Below are 24,165 nucleotides of genomic sequence, written 5' to 3' on the forward strand. Positions count from 1 at the left end.
TTTACAGTGCAATTGGTATCAATATCTAATATTGGTTCACTGCAATTAAGCGTCTTCACCGCTTATTCAGCAGCTTTTTATTCTGCGGTTTTAGTATCGTCAGCTTCTTCAACAGATTCCTTCTGCTCAAGTTCTGCTGTCTCTACAGCGTCAACTGTCTTACCAGTCTTTTCCTCTGTATCAACTTTGTCTGACTTCACTTCTGCCTTAGGAGCATTTTCTGCTACTACGGTAACAGGAACTTTCACTTCAACCTCTTTATGGAAGTGGATAGTGGCTTCATATTCTCCCACCTTCTTGATATCACGCATCGTGATAATCTTTCGGTCTACAGCAAAGCCTTTCTTCTCTAATTCTTCAGCAACTGTCGCAGCAGTAACCGAACCATAAGTAACACCTGTCGCAGATACCTTTACAGAAATTTCCAATGCTACATTTTCCAACGCAGCAGCTTTCTTCTCTGCCTCTGCTTTCTTAGCTGCCAACTTATGAGCTTGCTGCTTCATATCTTCTGCAAGAACTTTCTTAGCCGATTCGGAAGCAATGACAGCCTTACCTTTAGGTATCAGGTAGTTACGACCATAACCACGTTTAACATCTACAATATCGTTCTTGTAACCAAGACCGATGATATCTTCTTTTAATATAATCTCCATTCTGTTTCCTCCTCTTAATTATTTCATCAAATCAGTTACATAAGGAAGCAGTGCTATCTGGCGAGCACGTTTTACGGCCTGTGCTACACGTCGCTGGTACTTTAATGAAGTTCCAGTAATACGACGAGGAAGAATTTTACCCTGTTCGTTCAAGAACTTTTTCAAGAACTCAGGATCCTTATAATCAATGTACTTGATGCCACTCTTTTTGAAACGGCAATACTTTTTCTTCTTGGTATCCACTGAAGGTGGAGTCAAATAACGAATTTCTGATTTATTCTCTGCCATAATTAAGCCTCCTTCTTGTTAGCATACTTCTGTTTTCTCTTCTCAGCATACTGTGCAGCATACTTGTCCAATTTAACAGTCATAAAACGGATTACTTTCTCGTCGCGGCGGAAGCCGACTTCGAGTGTGTCTACTAATGTTGGCTCACCTTTGAACTCAAACAAACAGTAGAAGCCTGAGTTCTTTTTCTGAATTTGGTAAGCCAGTTTCTTAAGTCCCCAAGCCTCTTCATTCAGAATCTCGGCACCATTATCAGTAAGGAGAGTCTTGAATTTAGCGACCGTTTCCTTCATCTGTTCATCAGACAAAACGGGAGTCAAAATGAAAACGGTTTCGTAATGATTCATATTACTTCATTTATTAATAAATATTATTTTTGCAAAATGCGGTGCAAAGTTACCACTTTTTCGTAAGTCTACCAAATCTTTTTTGTACTTTTGCTGCCATGAAGAGGTATCTCAAGAAAATAAAAATGGTGCCAAGTTTCGGCTTATACTGTGTTTACGTTGGAGTAGTTGTTTTTCTTCTCTCGTACATCACAGGTTGGTCTCACTACAACTGGGTCTTATTCTTGGGACTATTTTTTGTGGTGTTGGGCATCATTACCTATACTTACTTATCAAGGAAACAAAACAAATATTAATTGTTCACTTCTCTTGTTACCAATAGCACAATGACTGGCGTTTACCGCTCTATAAGACTATTCGCCATAACAAAGCGTCAATACTATTCTGCTTGAACAAAAGCGTGTTGCAAGCTTTATAAAACTATAATGATGCAGCTAAGGAAAACAGTCTGTTTTGGCAGGTAAAACAAACTGTTTTGGTGTCCAAAATAGTCTGTTTTACACGGTTCTGCCAACCATACATTGGCACAAATTGCAAAGCCAAGAGCATCAGAGTCTATGGCGTCATGCTGAAAGAAGAAGCAAAATAGGCATGAAACTTTGTTCCATGCCTATTTATATTTGCAGAAGTTGTTGACACAACAACCTTATACGAGCTTATCAATCCTCTTCGGGAGTAATCAATTTGTACCCTTTACCATGAATGTTGATAATCTCTATTTGGTCATCATCTTTCAAGTGTTTGCGCAGCTTGGTGATATAAACATCCATGGAGCGTGCGTTAAAGTAGTTGTCATCAATCCAAATAGTTTTCAAAGCAAAGTCGCGTTGCAATATTTCATTGGCATGAGAGCAAAGTAATGATAACAATTCATTTTCTTTGGTTGTCAACTTCGTTTGTTTATCTCCTATAGTCAACAACTGTTTTTGGGTATCGAAAACAAAGCGACCGATTTGGTAAACGGTTTTTTCCTTCGTCTTTTTGCCACGGACACGACGCAAGATGGCTTCAATGCGCAATACTAATTCCTCCATGGAGAAGGGTTTAGTAATATAATCGTCTGCTCCAATCTTGAAACCTTCGAGTATATCTTCTTTCAACACCTTGGCTGTAAGGAAGATGATAGGCATTTCTGCATTGGCTTGTCTTATCTCCTGTGCCAAAGTAAAACCGTCTTTCTTAGGCATCATGACATCCAACACACAAATATCATATCTATCTTTCAAAAACTCTTTATATCCTTCTTCGCCGTCTGGACACAAGGTGGCAATATAACCTTTCGCTTGTAAATACTCTCTAAGAAGCATTCCTAAATTCTCATCGTCCTCACACAATAGGATTTTCAATTTCTCTTCCATAGTCTTATTTGTTTTAATGAATAATTATTAATCTTTAATCACTGGGAGCTTAATCGTAAACGTGGTCCCATTTTTATATTCGCTGTCTACAGAGATGTCGCCTCCATGTAGATTGACGATTTTCTTCACATACGCTAATCCCAAGCCGAAGCCTTTCACATCATGCACATTACCTGTATGCACGCGATAGAACTTTTCAAATATTTTCCTTAAATTTTCCTTTTTAATACCCAAGCCTGTATCTCGAATGGACAAATACAAATATTCTTTGTCATTCCATGTCTTCAAGAAGATATTAAGAGGTTGGTTGGGTTTCCCATATTTCACCGCATTGTCCATCAAGTTGAAAAGAGCATTTTGGAAATGTACTTCGTCCACATAGATAGTAGAATCCACAGCGCCTATATCGGTATATATCTTTCCTCCCGTATGTTCAACACGCAAAGCGAAGGAGTGCGAGATGTTTTCTATCAGCTCGTTCAAGTCCAATTGTTTTTTCTTGAAAACAGCTTTCTTACGATCGAACATTGACATTTGCAAAACTTTCTCAACCAAGAACCGAAGACGTTTGGTCTCGTCTTGTATCACCGAACCGAGATGGTTCAGCATTGCCTCGCTTTTGGTCAGGCTCTTGTCATTCAACATTTGCGCTGCCAACGAGATACTGGCTATCGGTGTTTTCAGCTCATGCGTCATATTATTGATAAAGTCGTTCTTTATTTCGGTGTAACGCTTTTGCCTAAACACAATCACAATTGTAAAAATGAAAGTTATCAACAAAATCACAGTGAACACAATGGCGGGCATGATGAACCGAACAGAGGAAAAGATATAGCTGTTCATGTCTGGGAAATGCAAGCGCACCACGCCTGTCTTTGAAGCAGGGTCATTACGGAACAATACCTGTGAATAGGTGTACTCTTCGCCATCATCAGAATAATCAGAGCATCGATAAACCTCTCTCCCATCTTGGGTGGTCACTCTGAAATGATAAGGTATGTTGATCCCATTGTTCATCAACTCTGATTTTAAGTCCTGATCGAGCAACTTAAAATTGATTCTTTCTTTCAAAGGCTTTTCAGAGGCAGAGTACAATATCGAATACACTACTTCATCTAAGAGTGCACGCTGATACACATAACGATTTTTCACTATCTCCTGCAAAGATTTTGTAGCTTCCGAAAGGGAGTTCTTGTCACTTTGCAAAATCATACCCTTAGGCATTTGAGACGGTTTTACCGTAATAGTCTTTAGCTCAAACGCTGAATACATCGTCCCATCTTTTCCCGTTACAGAGAATTGATGCGATTGTTGCAACGTTCCATCGGGTTTTCCCGAACGCGTTCCGATAGAGTCTTGAATGAAAGCACGACGCTCTGTTTCATTGACATCTTTCTGTAAATATCGGAAAGTTTCGTTATATTCAAGATTACGCGCTGCTTGGTTCAAAGCTCTGTTGACAGACTCGTCAAACTGTTCTTTCTTCATATCTGCCATTTCCTGAAAATATTTCAGCTGTAAAAATAGCAGCACAAGGAAAGAAACTCCCATGATGACCGAGATAATCCAAATCGTCCTCTTTTTCATATAGTACAAAGATAACAAATCTCTTAATTCATTAACAGTATCATGTTAAATAAAAAGAGCAGTTTATAGTATATTAACTAAAAATGAAAGTATAGTTACCTTAATGCAATTAAAGCAATACATTTATCACAAAAAAGATAGTTATAGGGAACAACTTACTACCTATTCAAAAAAAAGAGATGCACAAATTTAACATTCGCACATCTCCTTTACATTGTATGTTATTTTTAATCTTCGTCCGAAACTTTCTCTGCTTCGTGTTCAGCAATAAGCTGTGACTGCAAATCATTAGGTACAAGTTCGTAACTTGAGAACTTGGTTGTAAATGAAGCACGACCGCCCGTAATCGAACTTAAAGCTATCGAATAGTTGGAAAGCTCCTTTAGAGGTATCTTAGCAACCAGTTTTTGGTAACCAGCCTCGCTATCCATGCCCATAATGAGTGCACGTCGACCTTGCAAATCACTCATCACATCACCCATATAATCGCCAGGAACAAACACTTCCAAATCATAAATAGGCTCCAAAATCTTTGGTCCTGCATTTTTGAACGCATCGGCAAAGGCATGTCGTGCCGCCAAAGTAAAGGATAATTCATTGGAATCAACGGGGTGCATCTTACCATCATAGACAACAACTCGAACGTCTCGGGCATAACTTCCTGTCAAAGGACCTTGCTCCATGCAGTCCATAACTCCTTTTTGGATGGCTGGAATGAAACGCAGGTCAATGGCACCACCGACAACGGAATTGATGAATACCAGCTTTCCTCCCCATGGCAGGTCAACTTCTTCTTTGCTCTTGATGTTCATCTTGAACTCTTGACCGTTAAACTTGTAATGAGTAGGATCTGGCATTCCCTCGGCATAAGGCTCAACAATCAAGTGAACTTCACCAAATTGTCCTGCTCCTCCCGACTGCTTCTTATGACGATATTCTGCTCGTGCTTGCTTGGTAATCGTCTCGCGATAAGGAATTTTCGGTTCAAAAAAGTTAATCGGAAGCTTGTCATTGTTTTCAAGACGCCACTTCAAAGTACGCAAATGGAACTCTCCCTGACCATGGACAATCGTCTGTCGCAACTCCTTAGATTGCTCCACTACCCAAGTGGGGTCTTCTTGACGCATCTTTAACAAGGCTGCCATGACCTTCTCCGTATCGCCAGCATTGACAGCTTTCACCGCTCTACTGTATTTTGAATTGGGATATTTAATGAAGTCAAATCGCCATTCGCAATCCTTCTCATTGAGTGTGTTTCCTGTTTTCACATCTTTTAGCTTCACCGTACAACCAATATCACCAGCATTTAGTTGGTCTACCGCAATACGATTGGAACCTGCACAGGCATACAATTGACCGATTCTCTCTCTCGATCCACGATCTGCATTGATGAGATCATCGCCCGACTTCACGCTACCGCTCATTACTTTGAAATAAGATACTTCGCCAATGTGCGGTTCAAGACCCGTTTTGAAGAAATACAAAGAAGTGGGACCGTCAGAATTTGGGTCAATTTCCTCACCACGTGTATTATGGATTTTAGGCATCTCATTCACAAAAGGAACTACATTTCCCAAGAATTCCATCAAGCGACGAACTCCCTTGTCCTGCCCTGCACAAACACAGAATACAGGGAAAATGCTTCTCGTCACCAAGCCTTTGCGAATACCTTCACGCAATTCATCTTCCGTTAGGCTTTCTGTATCAAAGAATTTCTCCATCAAACTCTCATCATTTTCAGCTGCTGCCTCGACAAGAGCTTTGTGCAATTCAAGTGCTTTCTCTTTCTCTTCTTCGGGTATCTCCTCAATAATTGGCATACCACCTTCTTCTTTCCAAGAATATTTCTTCATCAACAAAACGTCGATAATCTCGTTGAAGTTTGAGCCAGTTTGTACAGGATATTGAATCTGAACACACTTGGAACCATAAATATCCTTCATGGAATTAATGACAACATCAAAGTCACACTTGTCAGAATCAAGCTGATTGATCAAAAAGATAACAGGCTTTTTAAGCTTTTCGGTATATCTAAAGTTATTTTGCGTACCAACCTCTGGACCATACTGACCGTTAATCAAGATAACAGCCTGATCCGTAACGTTTAAAGCAGTAATAGCTCCTCCCACAAAGTCATCGGCTCCAGGACAGTCTATGATATTTAATTTCTTGTTATTCCATTCCACATGGAAAACTGTTGGAAATACAGAATATCCATATTCCTGCTCTACGGGGAAGTAATCGCTCACTGTATTTTTTGCTTCCACCGTACCACGGCGCTTAATAATACCGCTTCCATACAACATACTCTCGGCAAGCGTGGTCTTGCCGCTACCCGCACTGCCAAGCAATGCAATGTTTTTGATTTCGTTTGTCTGATATACTTTCATATCGGTTATAGATTTAAAAGGGTTAGTACTAAATGTTCAAAAGTTGTTGACGCCTAAATTACGCATTTTTTTAATAAGTTCCAAAAGTATTATCAGAAAATTAGTATTTTTGCAAATGTATTTGTTTAATCATGGCTGGCTTATATCTTCATATCCCTTTTTGTGCAAGTCGTTGCATCTATTGCGGTTTTTACTCAACCACAAATCTTTCTTTAAGACAAAAATACGTAGATGCCCTCTGTCAAGAGTTACGATTGAGACGGGATTACCTTTCTGATATAGAGACTCACCTTTCCGAAGACACCCATTTGATTCGAACAATATATATAGGTGGAGGTACGCCCTCACAACTCACTCCTGCACAACTTCAACAGATTTTTGAGGTAATTGCCAGCATCTATTTTAATGGCAATCTGTCAACCATGCGTAGCCAATGCGAGGTGACTCTCGAATGTAATCCCGATGATATATCACCATCGTTCGTTGATTTTCTCGAACAATCACCTGTAAACCGAATTAGTATGGGGGTGCAAACGTTCTCCAATGCACAGTTGAACTTCCTTCACAGGAGGCATGAAGCAAAGGATGTAGCGACGGCTGTCAAGCTATTACGAAAGATAGGTGTGGACAATATCAGCATCGACTTGATGTTTGGGTTTCCCAACCAGTCGTTGGCAGCTTGGGAAAGAGACATTCTGCAAGCACTGGACTTAGGCGTTGAGCACATTTCCGCTTATAGCTTGATGTACGAAGAAGGCACACCACTCAACCAACTATTAAAAAGCAATAAGATTCATGAAATTGATGACGAACTTTCACTACAGATGTATCAAACGTTGGTTCATCATCTCAAAGCAGCTGGTTACGAACATTACGAGATTAGCAATTTTGCAAAACCAGGAAAACAAAGTTGCCACAATAGCAGCTACTGGCATGCCATACCTTATTTGGGCATTGGTGCAGCGGCACATTCATATAATATCGAGTCAAGACAATGGAATGTTTCTGACTTAAAGACCTACATTACAGCCATTGAACAAGGCAAGATTCCTGCAGAAAAAGAATGGTTGGATGCTGATACTCGCTACAATGACCTCGTGACTACTGCCCTGAGAACCTCGCAAGGTATTCGCCTCTCAGCCCTTACTCCTCACTATCGGAACTTCTTACTACAACAGGCGAAAAGGTTTATTGACCAACATCTCATGGAAATAGAGGGTGATTATATTCGCTTAACGACAGAAGGAATTTATATCAGTGATGCCATTATGACCGATTTAATCTATGCTTAAATTCTTCGTAGGCTTGCTTTTTGACATCTTCCTCTACTTCTGACAGAGACCGATGCCCAGAAAGAGTTGCCTTGGTCCAAACACATAGCAAAAAAGTTACGATGACAACAGCAGCCGATATCAGCCAATTCAATATTTCATTCGCTCCATCAACCAACTTGAAAGCGAGGATTCCGCAGACCAAAGGCACAGCCCATAGCAGCCAATCAAAGCCTGTTCTCATCTTGTAGCTTTCTTCTATCTCTCTATACTCCTGATTTTTAGACAAGAGCTCACGCCTATGCGACTGCCAATAAAGTTCAAACGCATCATCCTTCACGCATCTCCTCCTCTTTGTCTTTAGGTAAAACCAAATTGAGTACTACACCCACGATGGCACTCAGTCCTATACCACTCATCTTCGTCAGTTCGCCTTCACCACCTGGTAAATAGTAAAAGACCACCAAACTTGCCAAGATGCCACCGATGATACAGCAAAGAGCTCTCCAACGGTTTGATTTGAGCGAATTTGCGTACATGAGACAAATCACCATTAAGACGCCTATCAAGATGCCACGGAGGGTGAAATCGAGTATAGCACCACCGATTCCCAATGTCAATGTAACAGAAACAATGATGACATTCCTTTGATGATTCATGTCAACCTTATGTTGAATAAGATTCTGCACCCCTACACTCGCAATTGTACCAAAAAGCAATAACATGATTCCCCCCAGTACCGCTTGTGGTATGCTCTGCAAAAGAGCACTCAATTTACCAATCACCGAAAAGACAATGGCAGTGAGGGCTGAAATTCGTATCACTTGTGGATGTGTCACCTTCGTAATCTGCATTGCACCTGTCACCTCCGAATAGGTAGTTACAGGAGGGCCGCCAAAGAAGCTAGCCGCCAAACATGCCAAGCCATCACCTAACATCGTGCGGTGCAAACCTGGCTCTTCAACAAAGTCTTTACCTGCTACTGCTCCCACAACATACACATCGCCAATATGCTCAATGACAGGTGCAATGGCTACGGGTATCATATAGATAAAAGGTTTCCATGCAAATTCGGGCCAATGAAAGTTTGACAACGAACCCGGAAGTGCAAACCATGCTGCCGATTGTACTTTTGAAAAATCGACTTCACCTAATAGGGCTGCCACAATGAAACCGACGATGATTCCACACACGATAGGCACTAATTTGAGCAAACCCTTACCCAACATCAAGACAGTAATGGCAGTGACCAGGGCAACAAATGCCAATAGCCAGTTTTCTTTCGCCATATTTACCGCCGAACCAGACAGCGACAGTCCTATCAAGATAATCACAGGACCTATCACTACGGGTGGGAAAAGGCGATTCAACAGTTTCCTTCCTTGCCATTTCACTAAGGCACTCATCAGAAAGTAGACCAACGCCACACCCGCAATGCCTGCCAATGTCCCTGGCATGCCCCACATCTTGGAAGCTTCGATAATGGGAGCAATGAAAGCAAAACTTGAACCTAAGAAAATAGGCACTTTTCCTTTCGTTACCAAATGAAAGATAAAAGTACCTATGCCTGCTGTAAACAAAGCCGTAGCGGGGTCAAGTCCTACCAATAAAGGAACCAACACCGTTGCACCAAATGCCACGAAAAGGAATTGCACTCCCACAACACCTTTTCTAAAAGGAGTTAATTGTATGTTATTCATTCTAAGATACAAAAATACAAATAATTCCTTGATAATGCATAAATTTGATTTATTTATTGCCATTGTTTGAAAAAATGAATATCTTTGAACCGTGCTAACAAATCGTGTCACCATGTACACCTTATTATATATATATAAGCACAACGTGTCAAATCATAAACAATATAACCAATGAAACTAAGAAACATTTTTCTCATCATTCTCTCTTTTTGTATGGGATTACCACTTAATGCACAAAACAACATTAAGCTCGTTGTCGGTTCTTATGCCAATGAAACAGGCAAAGGTATTTATTCGTTTGACTTCAACCAATCCACGGGCAAAGCTACCCCTTTGGATACGTTGGAAGTGAGCAACCCTTCTTTCCTCACCCTCTCTTCAGATGGTGCAATGATCTATGCGGTAAGCGAAAACTCAGAGGACGCTGCGTCAGTCCACGCCATTACCTTTGATCAAGCAACAGGGCGCATGAAGCTACGTCAGAGTATGCCAACAAATGGTGCAGATCCTTGTTATGTGGAAACCAATGGCAACCTTCTCCTCACCGCCAACTATTCGGGTGGGTCTATGAGTGTGTTTCCCTTAAACATTGACGGGTCATTGGAACCCATGTCTCAACAATTCAAGGGGCATGCCAATGGGTCTGATGCGCAACGTCAAAATACGCCCCATATTCATTGTACTCGATTTCTACCCGACGGCAATGGTGTCTTAGCTACTGATTTTAGTGCAGACCAGTTGTTAAGATTTGAGCTTACAGACATGAAAGCATTAGGAGATCAGAAGGTGACAGCACAACTCACCAAAGGCTCTGGACCTCGTCATATAGCCTTTAGCACTGATAGCAGATTTGTTTATGTCATGAGTGAACTGTCTGGAGCCGTTACCGTTTATCAGTATAACTTCGGAAAGATGAAGAAAATTCAAGAGATATTGTCTAACGAAGTAGGCGCACGAGGAGGTGCAGACATTCATGTTTCGCCCGATGGACGTTTTCTTTACACCAGCAATCGATTGAAGAATGATGGCATCACTATATTTAAGATTGCCAATCGCACAGGGTTGTTGACCAAGGTGGGCTATCAACACACAGGCATACATCCACGCCATTTCAATATCACCCCTAACGGTCGATTCTTGTTGTGCGCATGCCGAGACAGCAATGTCATACAAGTATTTCGCATCAATAGTGCCACAGGATTGCTCACCGATACGCATCAAGACATTTCGGTGGACAAGGCTTCGTGCGTACAGTTCTACCCTATCGTTATGCAACCCGACCTCAATGGCGATGGTGTATTTAGAGTGATAGAAGTAACCAAATAGGACATCTGCCCTTTTTTCGTGTGACAGATGAGTAAGCATACAACGAAAAAACACCAATTAAACAGTGTTTGTTAAATTGGTAGTACGTAGTATGCAAGAATAATAAATGCTGAATTTTCTTTACAAAGTGTCTCTCATAACTCGCGTGTAAACAACCAACGGCAAAGTTGGTCGCAAATACGCGAATTTTGAGAGACTTTTGTAATTCATTGCTATTGAATACGTTACACATAAATCATTTCTTTTCATTCGATTTTTTACCATTTTTGGACGACTAAAGCATTGAGATAAGCGTGGAATTTGCATGCTTTAATGCTGTTGAAGCATGTGAATAACACCTCTAATGTATGTTTCCAAGAGCGTTAAATCTATGTTTCAACTTAAAAAGGCATTTATTTTGTTAAAATCAGCCCATTTTTGTATACCGTTTGCCTATTGATTTTTTCTATTTCGCAGATTTTAGATGACCGTTTTTTGGTAAATTTATAAGACAAAAGCTGTGAATATCTTTACCATAGATGATAATGCTGTAAATGAGATAGCGCTTTCATCAAAGGGTCATTTTTTTACAACCAATGCAACGAATCGGGTAAGCCATGAACACAAACCATGCAATTCGCTTCAGCCGTAAGATTGGTTGTTGAAACCAAAGAAATAAGTTTTGGTTTTCACAATTAGCCACCTTTTTTCAATGAAAGAACCGTGTTGCAGTGCGAAGATTCTTCAGTGAGTTGCAAAATCTTGTGATATTTGTGATGAATAGTTCGTCATTTTTTTATTAAATTTGTTGCGTTTAGAAATATGTTTCATTATCCTATCCGTTGAGTCATGCAAATGTTTTTACGATCTTCTCTCCTTTCATTATATTTACTGGTTTGTGCTTTTAGTGCTTCGGCTCAATCGTTAAAGCCTCAAGGCATCTTTGAAAAGCAACAGAATGTGATTGCAGGCGGTTATTCTTTTTGGCTTTATAAGCCTGCGGACTATATAGACGACGATCATGATTTTCCTTTGATTATTTTTCTGCATGGTGCCAGTTTATGTGGTCGTAATTTGAACAAGGTTCGTAGATATGGAGTGTTGGATGCGATTGATCATGGAAAAATAATTCCTACATTGGTCGTGGCACCTCAAAATCCTGGTGGAGCATGGAGTCCCAGTAAGTTGAATGACCTTTTAGAATGGATGAAGAGTCACTATCGGGTGGACAGTACGCGAGTTTATGTTTTGGGCATGAGCTTAGGAGGATATGGAACCATGGACTTTGTGGGAACCTATCCCGACAAAATCGCTGCCGCAATGGCATTTTGTGGTGGTTGTTCGCTGAAGAATCAGGACGGGTTAGGACGTGTGCCACTATGGATTATGCATGGAACAGCGGATAGAGCGGTGAGTATTAAGGAATCAAAAAAGGTGGTTGAATACTTGCAACAAAAGGACATGGACCACCTTTTGCGGTACGACTGGATGCAAGGAGGTGGGCATGGAGCACCTGCGCGATTGTTTTATCTTCAGAAAACTTATGATTGGCTCTTTTATCATTCCCTGAAAGATTCACCACGTGAGATAGATCGCTCATTTGATATCACCCCCGAAGATATCAAGACCACTTATCAAGAATTACGTGCTTTGCCTCATATGTACGATAAAGACTAAAGAAGAACACAATTTTTGCGTATCTTATGCTTGATATTTTTGATGATAGAGTCGCTTGTTTTTGGTACAAATCATCAATTCGCAGAGATATAGTGTCGTTTCTAAAAAGCCTTGTTGTATAATTTTTCTGAACTGGCATTATTCACTGATTCGTGAAAGCCATAAAAAAAGAGCACTCGTGGTGCTCTCATTTTTATTTCTTACTCAAGGATTTAAGCCAGCGCAATGGTTTCTTAATGATTGAAGTGAATCCTGATTCTGTCTTTTGTTGATTCTTCGGTGCTTCAAATTTTCTTGTACCTTGGTACGTTACCTCTTGCTTTTGTCGTTTGTTTTGCTTTTTGTTGGTCCGCTGTTTCTTAGTCTGCCTTTCGTTATTGGGCTGGATTGCTTTCTTATTGCGCCCCTCTACGTTTGGCTGGTTATTGTCTTGTTGCGAGCGTGGCTTATTATTCCTATTTTCATTCCTGTTTTGTGTGCGTCGTTTGCTTTGTTTCTTTGGCTGCTGTTCGGTACTCTTTTCGTCCGTGCGTTCATTCTCTGATTTCTGCTTTGCTACCTGATTGTTGCGCTGTGGCTGTACATTCTTTCTGCGACCTTTACGACTTGTTTGTTTTTCACGCTGTTCAGAATCCTTCGACACATTATTGTTCTTTGACGAATCAACTGTCTGTGAAGTCTCATTTTGTTGGTCGTTTTGACGACGAGGCTTATGTTTATGTGCGGTCTGATTTCTATCTTTGCGTCTGATAGATTTAGCCTTTGTTCCACGCCGTTGTGGTTTTCTTCCCGAACTATATTCGGGTGCTTCGCCTATACCTTCTGGAAGTTGAATCTTTTCCACCTCTTTTCCTAAGAACTTTTCAATCTGTTCAAAGAGATAAGTGTCGTCTTGTGCAACCAAGGTGATGGCTTGTCCGTCTCTATCAGCACGTGCGGTACGTCCAATGCGGTGAACATAGTCTTCTGCATCGTTGGGAACGTCATAATTGATAACCATAGATATATCATCAATGTCAATCCCCCTTGCCACAATGTCGGTTGCCACGAGCACGTCCAATTGCCCACTCTTAAAGTTAAGCATCACTTCATCACGCTGTGCTTGTTCCAAATCAGAGTGCATCTCACTGCAGTTTACATTCATGCGATGCAGGGCTGCCGCTACCTGTTTCACTTTTAGTTTGGAACCACAGAAGACTATGACACGTTTCAGATCACCTTTCTTAAAGATGTCTTCAATGATTTTCAGCTTCTGCGCCTCGTAACAAATGTATGCACACTGCTTAATTTTCTCTGCAGGTTTGCTGACTGCCAACTTAATCTCAACTGGATTTTTTAGTAAGGTTCGTGCCAAGTCGTTAATTTTGTCAGGCATTGTTGCAGAAAACATAATGGTTTGGCAAGTTTTGGGCAATCCTTTCGCAATGCTCATGATGTCGTCAGCAAAGCCCATGTCGAGCATGCGGTCGGCTTCATCCAACACGAAAAAGCTAATTTTGCTCATATCTATGTTACCCATGTTGATATGACTAATCAGGCGTCCGGGGGTAGCAATCACCACATCCGCCCCCAATCGTAGGCTTTTTACTTCTTGGTCATATCGGTTTCCGTCATTTCCACCGTACACAGCCACGCTACTCACGCCTTGAAGATAATAGCCAAAGCCTTGCATGGCTTGGTCTATTTGCTGCGCCAGCTCACGAGTGGGCGACATAATAAGACAGTTAATGGCATTGTCTGGATAGTTGTTACTATCTATTTTACTCAATATGGGTAATAAATAGGCGGCTGTCTTTCCCGTTCCTGTCTGTGCTACGCCTAAGACGTCTCTTCCTTTTAAGATCTCTGGAATACACTTTTCTTGCACTGGTGTGCAGGTATCAAAGTGCATATCGTACAAAGCGTCTAATACATTATTATTTAATGGTAATTCTTCAAATTTCATATTTTCAATTTACTATTCATCTTTCGTATCTCTCACTGTATTGAGTGCTGACGAAATATGGATTATTTTTCTATTTTTCTTTTATTTCCTTCACATGCCAAAGAGTAATGACGGCAATCCTCTGTGGCATTAGTTCGGTGCTTGTCGATAGCAGAAGTAAGCCACAACGCTAAAGAGAATGTTGGGTACCCAAGCTGCCAGCATTGGTGGGGCATCTGCATTGATGGCAAAGGTAGCCGAGATGGTTTGTAACAGGATATACAAGAAGCTCAATGCAAGTCCCAAACCCAAATACAATCCCATGCCTCCTTTTCGCTTGCGAGCAGACAATGACAAACCAATAATCGTCAGAATGAAGGAGGCAAAGGAGGAGGCAATACGCTTATGGTATTCTACTTGGTATTGCACCACATTGCCTGAGCCACGATTTACTTGTTTACTAATGTACTCGCGAAGTTCTGGACTGGTAAACGTCTCTTGTTGTCCTTTAGAATATACCAAGTCCATAGGCTCCATCATGATGACAGTGTCTCGTTCTGATCCGCTGGTAATATGCTCTCGTAGTCCCTTCAGCTCTCTTATCTTCCAACCTGTCACGGTCCAATGATACTTGGCATCGGCAATCGTGTCGTATTGAATTTCCATGGCGGTGAGATGACTTACCAACTTTTTGTCCTTAAATTTATCTAACGAGAAGCCGTATCCCCGTTTCGTTTTATTGTCATAATGCTGAATATAAGCTATCGTTCCTTTGTCAACTTGCAGTTGGACATTATCCGCAGCCGACCGTTTTTTGTTATTCTTGTATAGATTATCAAAATTTTGTCGCACTACTGTACCATGTGGAATGACATACGCACTGAGGAAAAAGGATACCGACGCAATGAGTATACATGATATCATGTAGGGTCGCATCAGGCGCTTAAAGGAGATACCAGTTGCCAGCATGGCTATAATCTCCGAATTGCCAGCCAATTTGGAAGTGAAAAAGATAACGGCAATGAAAACAAATAGTGGGCTAAACAGGTTTGAGAAGTATGGAATAAAGTTGGCATAATAGTCAAAGATGATTGCTCTCACGGGAGCTTTGTATTCTGTGAACTTGGACAAGTTCTCATTAAAGTCAAAGACAATCGCAATAGCGATAATCAAAGCAATAGAGAAAATGTAAGTACCAATGAACTTCTTTATGATATACCAGTCTATCCGCTTGATATATTTCTTTGGATTCAAAATCTTTAAGAAACGGAGTTTGTGAGCAAGCCATTGAAACAATGACCCTATGGGAGCAGTAAGTCGATGTATTTTTCTACCGACTTTTAATAATCTGCGGTGTTTTCTTCTTGATTTGAAACTTTTCATCCGTTTATATTCTTCGTCCCAATTGTTCGATGATACTTCGTTTCCAACTGACAAAGTCGCCCTGCTCAATGTGCTGACGTGCATCGGTTACCAGTCTGAGGTAAAATGCCAAATTGTGTATCGAGGCTATTTGCAGTGCCAAATACTCTTTAGCTTTAAACAAATGATGCAGGTATGCTTTCGTACATACCATGTCAATGTCGCATCCTGAAGAATCAATGGGAGTGAAATCATTTTCCCATTTCTTGTTCTTCATGTTCATTGTACCCTCGTAGGTAAAGAGCATTGCGTTGCGTCCATTACGCGTTGGCATCACACAGTCGAACATATCCACGCCACGTTCGATACCCTCTAAGATGTTTTGTGGTGTTCCCACGCCCATAAGATAGCGTGGCTTGTCTTTAGGAAGAATGTCGTTCACCACTTCAATCATTTCATACATCACCTCTGTGGGTTCGCCTACAGCTAATCCACCAATGGCATTTCCGTCTGCACCTTTATCTGCAATATATTTTGCTGACTCTTGACGAAGGTCTTTATAGGCAGCTCCTTGCACGATAGGAAATAGACATTGGTCATATCCATATAAAGGCTCGGTCTCCTTAAAACGTTTGATACAACGATCCAGCCAACGATGCGTCATACCCAAACTTTGCTTTGCGTACTGGTAGTCGCAATCACCGGGAGGACATTCATCGAGAGCCATCATGATATCTGCGCCAATAATACGCTCGGTATCCATGACATTCTCGGGGGTGAAAAAATGTTTTGAGCCATCAATATGTGACCTAAACTCGCATCCCTCTTCGGTTAATTTGCGAATACCCGTAAGTGAAAACACTTGAAACCCGCCAGAGTCTGTCAGAATAGGACGATCCCAACCATTGAATTGATGTAGTCCACCAGCCGCTTTTAGAATCTCTAAGCCTGGTCGAAGGTACAGATGATACGTATTTCCCAAGATAATCTGCGCCTTGACTTGTTGCTTTAGTTCGCTGAAATGCACAGCTTTCACCGTTCCCACCGTACCCACAGGCATAAAAATCGGTGTCTTGATTTGCCCATGAGCCGTAGTAATCAGTCCTGTGCGAGCAGACGAATTAGGGTCTGTATGTTGGAGTTCAAATGTCATGTTGATACGCTTTATGCAAGTACCTCTTCAATTTGCTTGCTCGGTCGCTTCGACTCGTCTTCGACTGTCAAATCTATTGGATGGTCAACCCGTTCGTCTGTCAGTGCAAAGTCCCACACTTGTTGCACGTTCTCCACATAATGGAAATCTACACCTTTCAAGTATTTTTCGGGAATCTCGTCAATATCCTTTTTGTTTTCCTTGCACATCACAATGTCTGTAATGCCAGCTCGTTTTGCTGCGAGTATCTTTTCTTTAATTCCTCCTACAGGTAAAACCTTGCCACGGAGGGTAATTTCGCCTGTCATGGCTGTATTCTTGCGCACCTTGCGTTGAGTGAGAGCCGAAGCAATAGACGTAGCAATCGTGATTCCTGCCGATGGACCGTCTTTTGGAGTTGCGCCTTCAGGCACATGGATATGTATGTTCCACTGGTCAAAGACACGGTAGTCAATGCCTAAGGCGTCTACATGAGCTTTGACGTATTCGAGAGCTATCACTGCCGACTCTTTCATTACGTCGCCTAAATTACCAGTAAGCGTTAGCTTGCCAGGCTTTCCCTTGCTCATAGAGGTTTCTATAAAGAGAATCTCACCACCCACACTGGTCCACGCCAATCCGGTTACTACTCCCGCATAGTCGTTGCCTTGGTAGATGTCACGGTAGAAAGGAGGCTTGCCCAAAAGTCCCTCTATCTTTTCGGCTGTGATGTCCGTGTAGTCTAAATTCCCCTCCATCGCTTTGTTATAAGCCATTTTGCGCAGTGCTTTGTTAATTTGCTTCTCTAATTGGCGCACACCACTTTCGCGAGTATATTGCTCAATTATTTTTTCTAAGGAAGCTTTGTTGAACTTCACTTTTGGGCTATGCGTGTCTAATCCCGTATTTTTCAATTCACGAGGAATGAGATGTCGCTTGGCTATTTCTATCTTTTCTTCCGTGATATAACCACTGACTTGAATAATCTCCATACGGTCGAGCAAGGGGCGTGGAATGGTATTCAGGTCGTTGGCTGTGGCAATAAACATCACGTGGGATAAATCATAGTCCACATCCAAATAGTTGTCGTGGAAAGCATTGTTCTGTTCAGGGTCCAATACCTCAAGGAGTGCCGATGAGGGGTCACCGTTAATGGTGTTTTGAGTCACCTTATCAATCTCGTCAAGGATAAAGACTGGATTGGAAGAACCTGCCTTCTGTAAGCTCTTGATGATTCGTCCTGGCATGGCACCAATATAGGTTCGGCGGTGTCCGCGTATCTCTGATTCATCGTGTACACCTCCTAAAGAAATGCGAACATATTTGCGTTTCATGGCAGAAGCAATGCTCTTGCCCAAGCTTGTCTTACCCACACCGGGAGGTCCGTATAGACAAAGGATGGGTGACTTTAGATTGCCACGCAACTGTAATACTGCCATATATTCTAAGATGCGCTCTTTCACTTTCTCCATGCCATAGTGATCACGGTCTAAAGTGCGAGCAGCACGGCGCAAATCAAGATTGTCTTTGGTAAACTCTCCCCAAGGTAAGCTAACCAAAGTCTGAAGATAAGAAAGCTGAACGCTATATTCTGGACTTTGTGGATTGAGCAAGTCGAGCTTATCAAGCTCTTTTTCAAACGTCGCCTCAATATCCTCATTCCAATGTTTCTTCTTGGCTTTTTCTTCCAATTCACGTCGTTCTGGAGAGCCGTCTGCATTGCCCAACTCCTCTCGGATATTCTTAATTTGCTGTTGTAGGAAGTATTCGCGTTGTTGTTCGTCAAGGTCTTCACGTGTTTTGGTACGAATGTCCTTCTGCAACTCAAGCAGTTGCATTTCTTTGTTCAGAACTTTCAGCGACACCAAGATACGCTCAATCATAGAGTCGACCATCAACATCTTCATCTTGTCTTCAATAGAGAAGGGCATGTTGGTGCAGATGTAGTTAATAGTCAGCACGTCATTTTGCAGATTACTTAATGCAAATTGCGCTTCATCTGCAATGTCGTCATTCTCTTTGATATATTCAATGGTTTGTTTGCGCAAATCTTCTGCGGCTGCATGATACTCCGAGTCGCCTTCCTTAGGCAGTATTTCTGGCTCTAAATGGGTAAGTCCCTGAAGGTAAGGTGTCTTCTTCATTATCTTGTCGAGTTTACAACGACCCAACGATTGAACAATGGCTGTTACATTTTGCCCATGTCCGGGTATTTCCAGCACGCGTACCAAGCGAGCATACACACCATATTCATATAAATCTTCTTGTTGTGGCTCCTCTGTCTCTGAGTTTTTTTGACAGAAGATAGCAAATGTTGTATTGGGACTTTTCTTTACTGTTTCTATTAGCTTCAAGCTATTGTCGCGTCCAATGAGTATGGGACAAAGTACCCCGGGAAACATCACCATGTTGCGTGTTGCCAATACGGGCACTTCTCCTTCAACATTCACGTTGAATAAGTTAGAGATGTCACCTTCGTAATCAGCAATCATTTGGATAGATGCGTTATTTTTCTTGCTCATATATTCTCTTTTCGTTATCAGCTTGCAAAGTTACTACTTTTTCTTGAGATAAGGACTTTGCATTTCTACTATTTATAATATGTGTGGTTGAGTACCAGTAAATAATGTTGCAAAATGTGTGCCACGTTTAGTTGTCGGTAACTCTTTTTTGCTTTAATCCTTATCTTTCTTGTTAAAAGCATCCACCGTTTTTGTCCTATCATTTTACCAAAAATCGGTCATCTAAAATCTTCAAAATAGAAAAAATCAATAGGTAAACGGTATATAAAAATGGGCTAATTTTAGCAAAATAAACGTCTTTTCAAGCTGAAACATTGACTTAACGGTCTTGGAAACATACAATAGAGGTGTTATTCACATGCTTCAACAGCCTTAAAGCATGCAAATTGCGAGCTTATCTCAATGCTTCAATCGCCAAAAAAGGATAAAAATAGGGATGAAACGAAATGACTTTAGCGTAATATCTTAAATAACAAGAGGTTATGAAACTTTCTCAAAATTCGCGTATTTGCGACCAACTTTGACGTTGGTTGATTTTACGCGAGTTATGAGAGGCACTTTGTAAAGATAATTCAGCATTTATAAGTCTCCCTTGCAGCATGTCACTATTTTTATAACTGCTGTTTTTTTGGTGCTTTGTTTTGCAAAAATATGAGTCTAAAATACAAAGAACTGTGTTTTTCCGAGAGGCAGAATAATTTATTTTTATTCGCTCTCTGGCGTACGAGTGTGTAGAAGTGTCAAAGCACCGTGCTGTAGATCGTTTTTCTCATGATATTTCTTTAACGTTTCAAAAGAATATTCTATTTTTGTAATAGTAAAATTCAATTGACGTTTGAAAGTGATGAGCAAGGTGAAAGAGTTTTTCAAAGAATTAGAAGAGGACTATGGGTATGACAAATCTCTCATTACCTTAGTTATAGTGAATGTGTTTTTCTTGTTTCGTGGATTATATCAATATTCAGAGCCCTGGATTTTTTTTATGCCTCGTATATTACTGGCCTACCGTTCGAAAAATGGCAAAACCAGAGCAATTGAGAGATTTGAAAGATGTGTATTTAGGGATTACTTATTTCTTCTTCTCTATTAGGTTTATTGGTAATATTATCATACCAATGTATTTCCATTAACCGAGTGAGATAGTCTCATTAATGGAGTGTGAACACAAGGTGTATGCCTTGACATGCTTGGAGCCATGGATTAAGAAGCGTAAGTGTACTTTGTTGAAATCAAAGATTTTATACTTGTCGCTACTGGCGGCTTCCATCTGTCGGATGCATCGTTAGTAGTAAAATAAGAATTGGTGATTTTTTTGCTACTTTTAAGCACCCGATGGAACGTTTTTCCCGAAAATATAACTAAGTTTGCAGTATGAGTAACGATTGGTTTCAACTGAAAGAATTTAGGGTGCGACAAGACAGATGTGCCATGAAAGTGGGTACTGACGGTGTGTTATTGGGTGCGTGGGCGCAAGGCGGACAGCGCATTTTGGATGTCGGAACAGGCACTGGACTCATTGCTTTGATGATGGCACAACGCTATCCACAGGCTCGTATCGTCGCCATAGATATTGATTGCGAGGCGTGTAAGCAGGCTGCGGAAAACGTAGCTACATCACCTTTTGCTGATAGAATAGCGGTGGACAATGTGCCCTTGCAACAGTTGAACGACACAGAGGAGTTTGATGCCATTGTGACTAATCCACCTTATTTTATAGATAGCTTGCGCAATCCAGACGAACAAAAGGCATTGGCGAGGCACGCCTGTAGCTTACCGTATAAAGATTTGTGCAAGGGTGTTCAGCTATTGCTCTCGAGTAGGGGAATTTTTAGTGTGGTGTTGCCCACAGATAATATGGAAAAGTTTGTGGCAGAGGCAGCATTTGCAGGACTTTACCTGTACAAACAATATAAAATTAAAACCCATTTGCGAAAAGAACCCAAACGCTGTCTCATGGCTTTTACAAAGTTTCGTCCCAACTGTTTGGAAATAAAAGAGTGTACATTGTTGGACGAACAAGGGCAAAAGAGTGAGTGGTACAAGGCGTTAACCCATGCGTTTTATTTGCATTGATGCACAAATTTAAGGGCGATTTGTAGGGTTGAACGGTAAAATTAGCGATAGTTTTTTGCGCTGTTCATGCGTTCATGCGCTCCTCACTCCAACGAGATTATATGTTCAGTTTCTTTTGTAGCACTCGACTCAACGCCTGAATATGGCGCGTCTGCTTCGAAATATCCTCTCGAACGACGTTAATTTCGTTAAATAGTTCTGCTGCCGCACTTTGGAACGCATTAGGTTGGCGCTGTCGTCTATCGGCATCGGGGTTGATGATGATTTTGATACCTTTCTCTTGTAGCTCAATGTCGATATCTTTGCCCGTCATCACAGGATCGCCGTCGTAATGGATAACCCCCGGTTTGCTTCGTTTGATATGTAACTTTTTTGTTCTAAAAGTCTTAATTTTAGAATTCTTATCCAAGGTCTTGTTAAACATGTCAATGCTGATTTGCGAAGCCTCGATAAGGTCGAATGGCTCCATAATGATAACATCCATATAGCCATCGCTCATGGAGGCTTGTGGGGCAATCACCGCATTGTTGCCATATTGTGACGCATTGGCGCAGGAAATGAGAAAAGCTTTGTATTTGTTAACGCCATGGTCGTCAATGATTTCGTATGTTTCGGGTTGATATTTCAATCCTTCTTCCAACACTTTCTGTACATAAGTTATCGGACCGCGTTTGCCACATTCGGCAAATTTCTGACTTACAAAAGCATCGAACCCCATGCCACAGGTGCAGAAAAACGGCATGTCGTTGATAATACCATAATCAAATGGATGGATGACGCATTTGTTAATCACCTGAATGGCTTTTTTAAGGTTCATCGGTAGGAGCATATGGCGTGCTAAACCATTGCCAGATCCACAGGGTAAGATTCCCAGGGCGGTATGAGAATGCACAATGGCACGTGCCACTTCATTGACAGTGCCATCGCCTCCTACAGCAACAACAATATCTACGCCCTTTTCTTTGGCTTCGGTAGCCAATTCAGAGGCATGTCCCGGGTGGGTAGTTTCTAAAATCTCATACTCAAACTGCGTCTTATCTAACGTATTATCAATTAGTTTGGGTATGCCACCTTTATTCGTTGTTCCCGAAATGGGATTCATGATGAACCATATTTTCTTCATCTTCAGTCCATTCAATACTTATAGAAATCGTACAATCGTTGAATAAAATCACCGACAATGGTTGCAAATGTACTACTTTCCGTTCAATAAACGATATGCTGAAGGATAAAAAACATAAAAACAAACATATATGGTTGTAAAAAGGACAAAATCAGTTAATTATTTATATCTTTGCATTCTGATTATTAAAATAAGGAAAAAGAATTGAAGAAAATGGGACAATTACAAGAACGTTACCAACACTATCGTGAACCGCAAAAATATATTGAGGCTGGAGTGTATCCCTATTTTAGAGAGATAACCAGCAAACAAGGAACCGAAGTAGAAATGGGCGGCCATCGAGTTTTGATGTTTGGTTCGAATGCCTATACTGGTTTAACGGGCGACGACCGTGTTATTGCGGCTGCTAAGGCTGCGTTGGAGAAATACGGATCGGGCTGTGCAGGTAGTCGATTCCTCAATGGAACATTAGATTTGCATGTGCAATTAGAAAAAGAGTTGGCTACGTTTGTGGGTAAGGAAGATGCGCTTTGTTTCCCTACTGGTTTTTCTGTCAACCAAGGAGTGTTGGCTGTGGTAGTGGGAAGAAACGACTATATGATTTGTGATGACCGAGACCATGCCAGTATTGTAGATGGGCGTCGTCTGTCTTTTGCTACACCATTGCGCTACAAGCATAACGACATGCAAGATTTGGAACGCATTCTCCAGAAACTTCCACACGAGGCGGTGAAGTTGATTGTGGTAGATGGAGTGTTCTCTATGGAGGGAGATTTGGCTAATTTGCCCGAAATCATTCGCTTAAAGAAAAAGTATAACTGTTCTGTCATGGTGGATGAGGCGCATGGCGTGGGCGTGTTTGGCAAGCAAGGTAGAGGCGTTTGCGACCATTTTGGATTGACCAACGATGTCGATCTAATCATGGGAACATTCTCAAAAAGTCTTGCTTCTATCGGTGGCTTTATCGCAGGAGACAAAGATACGATTAACTTTTTGCGGCATACCTGTCGCACTTACATCTTTAGTGCTTCGGACACACCTGCCGCAACAGCTGCCGCTCAAAAGGCATTGCATATCTTGCAAGCCGAACCTGAGCGTATAGAGAAGCTATGGGAGGTAACTCGCTATGCGTTACGTCGATTTAAGGAAGAGGGTTTTGAGATAGGTGATACAGAAAGTCCTATCATTCCATTATATGTACACGATATTGATAAAACGTTTATGGTGACAAAGTTGGCTTTCGATCATGGCGTGTTCATCAATCCAGTAATACCTCCTGCTTGTGCTCCACAAGACACTTTAGTGCGCTTTGCACTCATGGCGACACACACCATTGAACAGGTTGAACGGGGTGTGCAAGTCCTTAAAAAAGTTTTCCAACAACAGGGCATTATAGCATAGTCATCGCTAAATCTCATCGTTTGTGCGTTGTAATTCAAATAGTGATTGA

Annotated in this window: 18 protein-coding genes; 5 read left to right on the top strand and 13 right to left on the bottom strand. The window is 41.3% G+C overall.

Going from position 1 to position 24,165, the window contains the following annotated elements; genetic code table 11:
* Positions 1 to 77 precede the first annotated feature (77 nt).
* The 6 genes from rplI to fusA2 form a co-directional block, all read right to left on the bottom strand.
* Complete coding sequence (rplI, locus tag HMPREF9304_RS03530) at positions 78 to 656, bottom strand: 50S ribosomal protein L9 (protein ID WP_036926498.1); 579 nt, start codon at positions 654 to 656, stop codon at positions 78 to 80.
* Positions 657 to 674: 18 nt separating this feature from the next.
* A complete protein-coding gene (gene rpsR / locus HMPREF9304_RS03535) occupies positions 675 to 944 on the bottom strand; it encodes a 30S ribosomal protein S18 (RefSeq protein WP_008123278.1) in 270 nt (89 codons plus the stop codon).
* A 2-nt stretch (positions 945 to 946) separates the two neighbouring features.
* Positions 947 to 1,291: a 30S ribosomal protein S6 gene (gene rpsF / locus HMPREF9304_RS03540; RefSeq protein ID WP_025071601.1), complete on the bottom strand. Its 345-nt coding sequence runs from the start codon at positions 1,289 to 1,291 to the stop codon at positions 947 to 949.
* Positions 1,292 to 1,950: 659 nt separating this feature from the next.
* The gene (gene rprY, locus HMPREF9304_RS03545) at positions 1,951 to 2,649 is read right to left on the bottom strand and encodes a response regulator transcription factor RprY (RefSeq protein ID WP_008123271.1); all 699 of its coding nucleotides are present in this window, start codon (positions 2,647 to 2,649) and stop codon (positions 1,951 to 1,953) included.
* A gap of 27 nt (positions 2,650 to 2,676) precedes the next feature.
* A complete protein-coding gene (locus HMPREF9304_RS03550; protein ID WP_036926499.1) occupies positions 2,677 to 4,236 on the bottom strand; it encodes a sensor histidine kinase in 1,560 nt (519 codons plus the stop codon).
* Between the two features lie 227 nt (positions 4,237 to 4,463).
* A complete protein-coding gene (fusA2, locus tag HMPREF9304_RS03555) occupies positions 4,464 to 6,626 on the bottom strand; it encodes an elongation factor G2 (RefSeq protein ID WP_036926501.1) in 2,163 nt (720 codons plus the stop codon).
* 131 nt (positions 6,627 to 6,757) lie between these two features.
* Here fusA2 and hemW point away from each other — a divergent pair, with 131 nt between their 5' ends.
* Complete coding sequence (gene hemW, locus HMPREF9304_RS03560) at positions 6,758 to 7,918, top strand: radical SAM family heme chaperone HemW (protein WP_036926503.1); 1,161 nt, start codon at positions 6,758 to 6,760, stop codon at positions 7,916 to 7,918.
* Here the strand turns inward: hemW and HMPREF9304_RS03565 are convergent.
* Both HMPREF9304_RS03565 and HMPREF9304_RS03570 read right to left on the bottom strand, forming a co-directional pair.
* On the bottom strand, positions 7,893 to 8,237 hold the full coding sequence (locus HMPREF9304_RS03565; RefSeq protein WP_036926504.1) for a hypothetical protein: 345 nt from the start codon (positions 8,235 to 8,237) through the stop codon (positions 7,893 to 7,895). The two genes, hemW and HMPREF9304_RS03565, sit on opposite strands and share 26 nt — an antisense overlap.
* On the bottom strand, positions 8,227 to 9,597 hold the full coding sequence (locus HMPREF9304_RS03570; protein ID WP_036926506.1) for a uracil-xanthine permease family protein: 1,371 nt from the start codon (positions 9,595 to 9,597) through the stop codon (positions 8,227 to 8,229). Before HMPREF9304_RS03570 ends, HMPREF9304_RS03565 begins: the two co-directional genes overlap by 11 nt.
* A gap of 171 nt (positions 9,598 to 9,768) precedes the next feature.
* Between HMPREF9304_RS03570 and HMPREF9304_RS03575 the strand changes: the two genes are divergently transcribed.
* Both HMPREF9304_RS03575 and HMPREF9304_RS03580 read left to right on the top strand, forming a co-directional pair.
* The gene (locus tag HMPREF9304_RS03575; RefSeq protein WP_036926508.1) at positions 9,769 to 10,923 is read left to right on the top strand and encodes a lactonase family protein; all 1,155 of its coding nucleotides are present in this window, start codon (positions 9,769 to 9,771) and stop codon (positions 10,921 to 10,923) included.
* A gap of 834 nt (positions 10,924 to 11,757) precedes the next feature.
* Positions 11,758 to 12,579 (top strand): carboxylesterase family protein, encoded by an 822-nt coding sequence (locus HMPREF9304_RS03580; RefSeq protein WP_036926556.1) that lies wholly within the window; start codon positions 11,758 to 11,760, stop codon positions 12,577 to 12,579.
* Positions 12,580 to 12,772: 193 nt separating this feature from the next.
* Here HMPREF9304_RS03580 and HMPREF9304_RS03585 read toward each other — a convergent pair whose 3' ends face one another.
* The 4 genes from HMPREF9304_RS03585 to lon all read right to left on the bottom strand — a co-directional run bounded on the left by HMPREF9304_RS03585 (position 12,773) and on the right by lon (position 19,519).
* Positions 12,773 to 14,524 carry a DEAD/DEAH box helicase gene (locus HMPREF9304_RS03585; protein ID WP_036926511.1) on the bottom strand — a complete coding sequence of 584 codons (1,752 nt, stop codon included), beginning with the start codon at positions 14,522 to 14,524 and terminating at the stop codon, positions 12,773 to 12,775.
* A gap of 129 nt (positions 14,525 to 14,653) precedes the next feature.
* Positions 14,654 to 15,886, bottom strand: a complete 1,233-nt coding sequence (locus tag HMPREF9304_RS03590) for an LptF/LptG family permease (RefSeq protein ID WP_036926513.1) — start codon at positions 15,884 to 15,886, stop codon at positions 14,654 to 14,656.
* 4 nt (positions 15,887 to 15,890) lie between these two features.
* Positions 15,891 to 17,018 carry a tRNA guanosine(34) transglycosylase Tgt gene (tgt, locus tag HMPREF9304_RS03595; protein ID WP_036926515.1) on the bottom strand — a complete coding sequence of 376 codons (1,128 nt, stop codon included), beginning with the start codon at positions 17,016 to 17,018 and terminating at the stop codon, positions 15,891 to 15,893.
* An 11-nt stretch (positions 17,019 to 17,029) separates the two neighbouring features.
* Positions 17,030 to 19,519: an endopeptidase La gene (lon, locus tag HMPREF9304_RS03600; RefSeq protein ID WP_036926517.1), complete on the bottom strand. Its 2,490-nt coding sequence runs from the start codon at positions 19,517 to 19,519 to the stop codon at positions 17,030 to 17,032.
* Between the two features lie 1,371 nt (positions 19,520 to 20,890).
* Here lon and HMPREF9304_RS03610 point away from each other — a divergent pair.
* Positions 20,891 to 21,592 carry a tRNA1(Val) (adenine(37)-N6)-methyltransferase gene (locus HMPREF9304_RS03610; RefSeq protein WP_008123248.1) on the top strand — a complete coding sequence of 234 codons (702 nt, stop codon included), beginning with the start codon at positions 20,891 to 20,893 and terminating at the stop codon, positions 21,590 to 21,592.
* A gap of 97 nt (positions 21,593 to 21,689) precedes the next feature.
* Here HMPREF9304_RS03610 and HMPREF9304_RS03615 read toward each other — a convergent pair whose 3' ends face one another.
* Positions 21,690 to 22,715 carry a diacylglycerol/lipid kinase family protein gene (locus tag HMPREF9304_RS03615; RefSeq protein ID WP_081455455.1) on the bottom strand — a complete coding sequence of 342 codons (1,026 nt, stop codon included), beginning with the start codon at positions 22,713 to 22,715 and terminating at the stop codon, positions 21,690 to 21,692.
* A 213-nt stretch (positions 22,716 to 22,928) separates the two neighbouring features.
* On the opposite strand from HMPREF9304_RS03615, the gene spt reads away from it, so the two are divergent.
* Positions 22,929 to 24,116 carry a serine palmitoyltransferase gene (spt, locus tag HMPREF9304_RS03620; protein WP_036926559.1) on the top strand — a complete coding sequence of 396 codons (1,188 nt, stop codon included), beginning with the start codon at positions 22,929 to 22,931 and terminating at the stop codon, positions 24,114 to 24,116.
* Positions 24,117 to 24,165: the final 49 nt, after the last annotated feature.

It is taken from the genome of Hoylesella timonensis S9-PR14 (assembly GCF_000762405.1).
GTDB lineage: Bacteria > Bacteroidota > Bacteroidia > Bacteroidales > Bacteroidaceae > Prevotella > Prevotella timonensis_A.